Origin of the sequence: Nostoc sp. NMS2 (assembly GCF_017115105.1) — a bacterium.
GTDB lineage: Bacteria > Cyanobacteriota > Cyanobacteriia > Cyanobacteriales > Nostocaceae > Nostoc.
Genome location: NZ_JABXKH010000084.1, coordinates 1 through 4,234 on the forward strand (window position 1 = coordinate 1; position 4,234 = coordinate 4,234).

The window sequence follows — 4,234 nt, forward strand, 5'->3', positions numbered from 1 at the left end:
GCTTGTGACTCAGTTATCCTGAGTTACTTTGTCATGCGTTTAGTCTAAACTCCAGTTTGTTACAACTAGCTCCAACTGATTCACTTGCAATGGTTGCTGGTTTTCTTTTTGACCCAAAGGAGCAAATCTGTGAGTTAGCAGCATTGACATTGGGTGAATCACGATTAGAGGAAGCATTTGATCTTCTCAGAATTTGTCTGATGCACCGTATGATCGGTGCGATCGCAAGCAGAACAATCGCACCGATCGCAAAGATTACGTTGCCGATCAAATCAACGACACCTCTAGAACCGATAGTCGGGGTTGAGGAAAACCATACCAGGCATAGGTTAGCAGCGCTCCAACAGCAAGTGCCAGTCGATGAGCATTCCTCCACCTTGCCGATTGCGACCACAGAGAAATGAGTTTGACCAAAATAATGGGATACAAGCCCCGTCTTTCTAGGAAGGCTTTTCTTGATTTCTGATGTACTCATGCAGGATATCTAATGGCGCACCTCCAACAGATACAGCAAAATAGCTGGGACTCCATAAAGCTTCTTTATGAGGTTTTTGTATCCGGCTTGCCCATATCTACGACTAGAAACACCTTTCAAAGCATTAAGCTCCAGGTCTAAACTAGAAATAAGCGAATTTGTGACTGCAACAAATTGAATTTTTTTTAGTCTTTTGAACAGTCGTTTGATTTTTTAAGAAGGTATCTAGTATGAATAGAATTCTCAAACGCGCATTTCTACCCAGTTTCATGGCTGCCAGTTTAACTGGAATCTCCTTAGTTCCTCTTCAACCAGCAGCAGCTAACGACCGAATTTTAGGAGATGCAGCCCTTGGTGCTGGTACTTGTGTAGTAACTGGAGCTGCTAGAAGACGTGGTACTGTTTTACGCAATGCTGCTAAGTGTGCTGCGGCTGGTGCCGCCGTCAATTTGGTTGGACGTAAGAAAAAACGTAACTTAGGTAGAGATGCCGCAGTCGGTGCAGCAAGTAGCGCCGGGGTTCGCGCTATTCTTGGCGGGCGCGAAGATGTGGCTGGCGATTTATTAGATGGCGCAGCAGCAGGTGCAGCTATTAATATTTTGAGGAGATAAACTCTCAATTCGTAATCTCTAATTCCGACTTGAGAGTTTACGAATTTATATTGCAACTTCTCTGACAGAATTAGAGAAGTTGCTCCCACTAGAGTTGAATCGCAGATTTGGCACAAGGCGATCGCTCTTGCTGTGTACAAGTCTGATCGCTCCTCCTCAAGCGCAACCTTCCACTTACCGATGCCGATTTAGCCTTATGAACTACCCACAGTTGGCTCCGCCTGAACTGCGGGTTTCTACATCCCTTAGTTCGTTATTAGCGGAGACTTCCACGGATTTTTGACGCTTCATTGCCCCTAGTTGCTTCATACTTCCAGTTTGCTTACGCGCCTTGGTGGATGAGGTAGAGCTAGGCGACTCAGCGTCTACGAAGCCAGTTCCTGACTCCGGTAGAATTTCTTTTGCCCAGTAAAGCATTACTTCAGCAGCCGCAATATCACGGTCTTGTTGATATCCACAAACAGTACAGTTATGCACTCTAATATCTTGTGTCTTCTTGTGCTGATATCCACATTTAGGACAGGTTTGAAAAGGTTTTACCTTCTTAGTTGGAACTTCTATAAATACACCACCAATTAGCTCTACTTTGTACTTGATGGTATTGCGTAGCATTCCAAAACCTACGTCAAGTTTAGTGCAAGAGCTAAGTAGACTCGTTTGTTGTAAATATAGGAGTATCAACTGATTTACTATCTGAAAATTGTAATTACTTTCAATGGATTCCGACTCAATTAAAGACCTGGAAATAGCCGCTCATTTTACATTGGTTGAGCCACATCTTCAGCATTTTCTAAGAGTTAGGGTTCTGCCGCATCTGAAAGTTGCGATACTACAATAGTAGATGTTTCCGCTTTTACCTCGTTTTTCGTTGCCATTAATCCTGACTGAAAAAATCTTTCTGAGTGTATAGTTTGATTGACCTTGTTATTTAGTATGACTTCTAAGGAATAACATTAGCCACGACGAAACAAAGTTTCGAGATAAACTTGGGAAATACCGCGATCACCCTCAGCATTTTGCAGGAGAAACAGGGAGATGGCTGCGGTAATAAGCTGACGGTTACAAATCAAAATCAAGGCTGAATGTTTCTCCTGAAGAATCCTCTTCTTTCTCCTGTGCAAATGGAGTTTGAGTCCAAGACGTGAGTTGGTTTGATTCAGTATTAATAGGTGTGTCAGCTAAAAGTTGTGCAGGTAATCCAGCCTTGATGAAAACAAAATAGCAATCAACGATAAAGTAAAGTGTGTCCAGGTAACTTTTATCTAGTTTTTGCGATTCTGCAAATATGCGCTCTCGGTAATTATCTTTGATCCGAACCTTTTCCGGTGCTAAGTCTTGTTTATCTGTCATTTTTATAACTTAAGAGATGTAGTTGTTGAATTCTTGGCAAAAATAGTTTTTGCCATCTCTAAAAGCCCAAAGACATTGGCTTCCACCGGGTTGTCCAGGATTTTGAAACCGTTCTTCTCTAAGAGTTTCTTAAATCCAGGTAACAAGCAGCCTCCACCAATCGCCCAGATTTCATCCCCTTGGTGCTTGGCATCAAGCGTGAGATTCACTACTTTCTTCAAGTATTTTTCATACCAATCTTTTAAAGAAGCACTGTATATATCTTTGATATCGATGTCACGGCTGTACCTGGTATGCCCCATTTCCAGACAAAATCGGATCTTGGAAGCATCCCCAATTTTTCCTCCATTTAGATGTTTCATTTTTTGGGAGATATCATCGATGAGAACTTCCACACCGATGGGGTAGGCGGTGTGAACTTCTCGTTGACCCCGGTTGTAACGAGAATACAGGGTTGTTCCATTGCCAAAGTCTAAAATGGTTAATTTTTTCGGCAGTTGATGCCCAAACAATGCACCCATCCCCTCTAGTACAACTTTCAGCACTTCTACTTTCACGTCTGATTGTTTGCCAGCAAGTATTGGCTGATATTCTCCATTGAGTACTTTTTGTAGTTCTGATGCCAGAGCAACATCATGTAAACTGACGACTAATTTTAAGTGCCAAGCCTTACGGTGTGGTAGATGTGCCAATGCACCCAATAAAGTCAATAATGCGTTGTTGACTTTGTTTTCATTATTATCGGTATTCCGGTCAAAATAATTCCCTGTCCGGTAAGCAGACTCTCCAACAGTATAAGCACTACCGTTAAAAACTACACGCCCTGGAACATCTTCCATCTCGGCATTGGTTATATAGCTGGGGACACGAACTACTTCAAACCCTTCGACTAAAAGTTTGAGACTTCCGTAACCGTTATCAAAACCCGCAGGAAAAATTTTTTGCAACGTGTGAATGTTTGACATAGGCCCCAAGTAATACACAATAAGTTGTGAAAATGATCTGTTCAAGTGATCTGCAAGAGCAAGAGAAAGAAGAATAAAATAATTTTCCCTTATTTTCCCAACTCAAGAGCTTATCATAACCTCTTGGGGGCTAAATGGGGTACAAATTGTCAGTCAGTCAAATATACCCCATTTAGCACCTATATGCACCCTATATAGGGGTCAAAATCTCATCAAAGTCCTGGATTATTGTTGGGGTATATATAGCCCCCATGTAGCCCCCAATAGGAATTTTTGAAATCTTTTTTATCAACGCAGCAGAAATTAAATTAGATCATCGTTGACTCTTTGATTTATACTTTAATGTCAATTTTTTGTTGAAAAGCAATTCAGTTTTGATCTTTAACTTCTTGTTGACTATGTAACGAGTGCGTTATCACTTGCTTACAGGTTCAGCTTTCTCAACTGAATTATCATTTACACCCAAAGTCAATTCCAAAGGAGTTCTTTGGGGGTAAGCTTTTACTACTTGTCGATAAACTTCATAATTAGTAGGTAGTGCCTTCTGTAAATTACCCACTCCGTAGGTCATTTCCAATTCGCAATTCGCAATTCGCAATTCGCAGTTCGCAGTTCGCAATTACGGCGTAATTGATAATTGAGGCGTTGGGGTACAGAGCAACTAATTTCAATTATGAAAAGAAAAGAATACGTAGTATCAATATTCAGAGCAAGCACATTTATGCATAGGGTATTATTAATTGCGAATTGCGAATTGTTGGGTCATCTGGGCCAGCCCCAGCAATTCCAAATTCAAAAATTTAAGAGGAATCAGTCGTCGGAGAGAGTGGTGA

The 4,234-nt window shown here is 41.4% G+C and carries 6 protein-coding genes and 2 pseudogenes; 2 read left to right on the forward strand and 6 right to left on the reverse strand.

Going from position 1 to position 4,234, the window contains the following annotated elements; all coding sequences use genetic code 11:
• Nucleotides 1–89 precede the first annotated feature (89 nt).
• Nucleotides 90–404 (forward strand): hypothetical protein, encoded by a 315-nt coding sequence (locus tag HWQ36_RS15885; protein ID WP_292704547.1) that lies wholly within the window; start codon nt 90–92, stop codon nt 402–404.
• Nucleotides 405–440: 36 nt separating this feature from the next.
• On the opposite strand, the pseudogene HWQ36_RS15890 reads toward HWQ36_RS15885, so the two are convergent.
• Nucleotides 441–604, reverse strand: a pseudogene (locus tag HWQ36_RS15890) (transposase); the annotation flags it as partial.
• 101 nt (nt 605–705) lie between these two features.
• On the opposite strand from HWQ36_RS15890, the gene HWQ36_RS15895 reads away from it, so the two are divergent.
• Entirely contained in the window at nt 706–1,086 is a 381-nt protein-coding gene (locus HWQ36_RS15895) for a hypothetical protein (protein ID WP_196524045.1), read from the forward strand.
• Between the two features lie 201 nt (nt 1,087–1,287).
• On the opposite strand, the gene HWQ36_RS15900 is transcribed toward HWQ36_RS15895, so the two are convergent.
• The 5 genes and pseudogenes from HWQ36_RS15900 to HWQ36_RS15920 all read right to left on the reverse strand — a co-directional run bounded on the left by HWQ36_RS15900 (nt 1,288) and on the right by HWQ36_RS15920 (nt 3,972).
• On the reverse strand, nt 1,288–1,698 hold the full coding sequence (locus tag HWQ36_RS15900; RefSeq protein ID WP_292704552.1) for a zinc ribbon domain-containing protein: 411 nt from the start codon (nt 1,696–1,698) through the stop codon (nt 1,288–1,290).
• A 341-nt stretch (nt 1,699–2,039) separates the two neighbouring features.
• Nucleotides 2,040–2,141, reverse strand: a pseudogene (locus tag HWQ36_RS15905) (DUF2811 domain-containing protein); the annotation flags it as partial.
• A 4-nt stretch (nt 2,142–2,145) separates the two neighbouring features.
• The gene (locus tag HWQ36_RS15910) at nt 2,146–2,436 is read right to left on the reverse strand and encodes a hypothetical protein (protein ID WP_292704554.1); all 291 of its coding nucleotides are present in this window, start codon (nt 2,434–2,436) and stop codon (nt 2,146–2,148) included.
• Between the two features lie 2 nt (nt 2,437–2,438).
• Nucleotides 2,439–3,401: a hypothetical protein gene (locus HWQ36_RS15915; RefSeq protein WP_292704556.1), complete on the reverse strand. Its 963-nt coding sequence runs from the start codon at nt 3,399–3,401 to the stop codon at nt 2,439–2,441.
• Between the two features lie 415 nt (nt 3,402–3,816).
• A complete protein-coding gene (locus tag HWQ36_RS15920; protein WP_292704558.1) occupies nt 3,817–3,972 on the reverse strand; it encodes a hypothetical protein in 156 nt (51 codons plus the stop codon).
• Nucleotides 3,973–4,234: the final 262 nt, after the last annotated feature.

What these genes read in the sequence shown, in the direction of transcription:
- HWQ36_RS15910 (WP_292704554.1), bottom strand. Translation starts at nt 2,436, where the DNA reads ATGACAGATAAACAAGACTTAGCACCGGAAAAGGTTCGGATCAAAGAT.
- HWQ36_RS15900 (WP_292704552.1), bottom strand. Translation starts at nt 1,698, where the DNA reads ATGCTACGCAATACCATCAAGTACAAAGTAGAGCTAATTGGTGGTGTA.
- HWQ36_RS15915 (WP_292704556.1), bottom strand. Translation starts at nt 3,401, where the DNA reads ATGTCAAACATTCACACGTTGCAAAAAATTTTTCCTGCGGGTTTTGAT.
- HWQ36_RS15920 (WP_292704558.1), bottom strand. Translation starts at nt 3,972, where the DNA reads ATGACCTACGGAGTGGGTAATTTACAGAAGGCACTACCTACTAATTAT.
- HWQ36_RS15885 (WP_292704547.1), top strand. Translation starts at nt 90, where the DNA reads ATGGTTGCTGGTTTTCTTTTTGACCCAAAGGAGCAAATCTGTGAGTTA.
- HWQ36_RS15895 (WP_196524045.1), top strand. Translation starts at nt 706, where the DNA reads ATGAATAGAATTCTCAAACGCGCATTTCTACCCAGTTTCATGGCTGCC.